The sequence below is a fragment of the Mesorhizobium sp. M2A.F.Ca.ET.037.01.1.1 genome, assembly GCF_003998075.1.
Classification (GTDB): Bacteria; Pseudomonadota; Alphaproteobacteria; order Rhizobiales; family Rhizobiaceae; genus Mesorhizobium.
This window is the reverse complement of the sequence record NZ_RZSA01001054.1, coordinates 1-2,152: the sequence shown is the minus strand read 5'-3', so window position 1 is coordinate 2,152 and position 2,152 is coordinate 1. Positions and strand designations below refer to the sequence as shown.

Annotated in this window: 2 protein-coding genes; both read right to left on the bottom strand. The window is 59.8% G+C overall.

Annotation, left to right across the window (positions count from 1 at the left end; all coding sequences use genetic code 11):
- Window positions 1–941 (bottom strand): aminotransferase class III-fold pyridoxal phosphate-dependent enzyme (locus EOA27_RS33280; protein WP_127258395.1); only part of this gene is annotated, 941 nt, incomplete at its 3' end.
- 269 nt (window positions 942–1,210) lie between these two features.
- Window positions 1,211–2,152: aldehyde dehydrogenase family protein (locus tag EOA27_RS33275; RefSeq protein ID WP_127258393.1), on the bottom strand; the 942-nt coding region annotated here is incomplete at its 5' end.

Genomic DNA, 2,152 nt, shown 5'->3' with positions numbered 1-2,152 from the left:
TCCTCCAAGACCCTGTAGACCTTCTCACCGACGATTGCCGCGGAGAGCGGGAAGTAGGCGGAGGTCAGACCCTTTGCGATCGTGATGAGGTCTGGCTCGATGCCATAATGCTGCGAGCCGAACATGGAGCCAGTCCGGCCGAAGCCGGTGATGACTTCATCGGCAATGAGCAGCACGTCGTGCTTGTTCAGCACCGCCTGGATCGCTTGCCAGTAACCTTCTGGCGGAGGCGTGATGCCACCGGTGCCAAGTACCGGCTCGCCAATGAAGGCGCCGACATTGTCCGGGCCCAGGCGTTCGATCAGCTGATCAAGCTCCTCGGCACGCCGCGCTGAGAATTCCGGCTCGGTCTCACCCGGGTTGGCGCCCCAATAGTGATGCGGGACGCCGGTATGGACGATCCGTGACAGCGGTAGGTCCATGTGGTCGTGATAGAAGCTCATGCCGGTCATCGAGCCGGACACGACGCTGCAGCCATGGTAGCCGCGCTCGCGCGAGATGATCTTCTTCTTCGTCGGCTTGCCGCGCAGGTTGTTGTAGTACCAGACGAGCTTGGCCTGGGTCTCGTTGGCATCCGAGCCGGACATGCCGTAGAACACCTTGCTCATCTTGCCCGGCGCCATTTTCACGAGGCGATCAGAGAGGATCGCGAGCTCATCCGTCGTGTGCGCCGCGTAGGAGTGATAGTAGGCCAATCGGAAGGCCTGACGCGAGATCGCCTCGGCGACTTCGGTTCGGCCATAGCCGACGTTCACGCAATAGAGCCCTGCGAAGCCGTCGATGAGCTCGTTGCCATGCGCATCCTGGACGCGGATGCCTTTGCCTGTCTCTATGATGGTCGGATCGCCGAGCGTGCCGGTGGCAAAGTCCTTGAGCTGCGTGAAAGGATGCAGAACAGAGTTTCTGTCCTTGTCGCTGATTTCACTGATGTTGATGGTCATAACTTCTTCCCCTCAAGCAGCGATTGCCGATCTGCGGATGCTCGCTGAATCAACGCTTAAACATGGTGCCGGCATTACAGTCTCCCGCGCGTCTAAATTCCAAAGTGGCAATAGAGGTATCCTGCGCACCTGTTCCGGTAAGTCGTCCGGCAAGTATATCTCTCTCGCAAGATCACCGGGTGTTACGGCCGAAATCGCGACCGCCACGAACCGGGCCACAATTTTCTTGGCCGGTTAACTGACGAGGAGTTTGCGACCAGCTCCCGGATTCATGTGAGGGAAAGTTCGGTTACGAATTTGGTTCGTTGAAACGCCTCGAGGCCTTCCACACCGCTCTCCGAATTAAAGCCGCTTTCGTTCACGCCTCCGAACGGGGTTTCCGGGGTGGACACCATCATGTGGTTAACGCCTACCAAGCCGGCGTCCAGCGCTTCTTCGGTTTTCGCGGCCAATGCGTTGCTCTGGGTGAAGCAGAACGAGGCCAAGCCGTAAGGAAGGCTGTTCGCCCGATCGATGACTGAATCGAACGACGAGAATGGCATTACTGGCGCAAGCGGACCGAACGGCTCCTCCTTGAGGAGGCGAGCATTTTCGGGCACATCTGCGAGGACCGTTGGTTCGAAGAAGTAGCCGCGATTTCTGCTGCGCTTGCCGCCGATCACCAGCCGGGCGCCGGCCGCGACAGCATCCTCTACAAAACCTTCCATCACTCCCAACCGACGCTCGGCTATCATCGGTCCCATCTGGGTGGTCGGTTTCAGGCCGTCGCCCAAAACCAGAGCGCCGGCGCGGGCGGCGAAGCCCTCAACGAACTCGCCATATAGGCTCTCGTGTACGAAGAAGCGCGTCGGCGACGTGCAAACCTGTCCGGCGTTGCGGAATTTGGCGGCGACGAGCGTATTCAGCGTATGCTCGAGATTGGCGTCGGCATGCACGATCACAGGCGCATGTCCGCCCAGCTCCATAGTGGAACGTTTCAAAGTATCAGCCGCGCGCTTCTGCAGGAGCTTACCAACGGCGGTTGAGCCCGTCAGCGTCAGCATCTTTGGAATTGGCGATGCTAGCAACTGGGCAGAAACGTCGTCCGGCACGCCGAAGAGGACGTTGAGCACGCCGGCCGGCACGCCTGCTTCCTGGAAACAGCGGGCCATGGCAACGGCCGTGCCGGGCGTTTCCTCTGCCGGCTTGATTATTATGGAGCAGCCTGCACC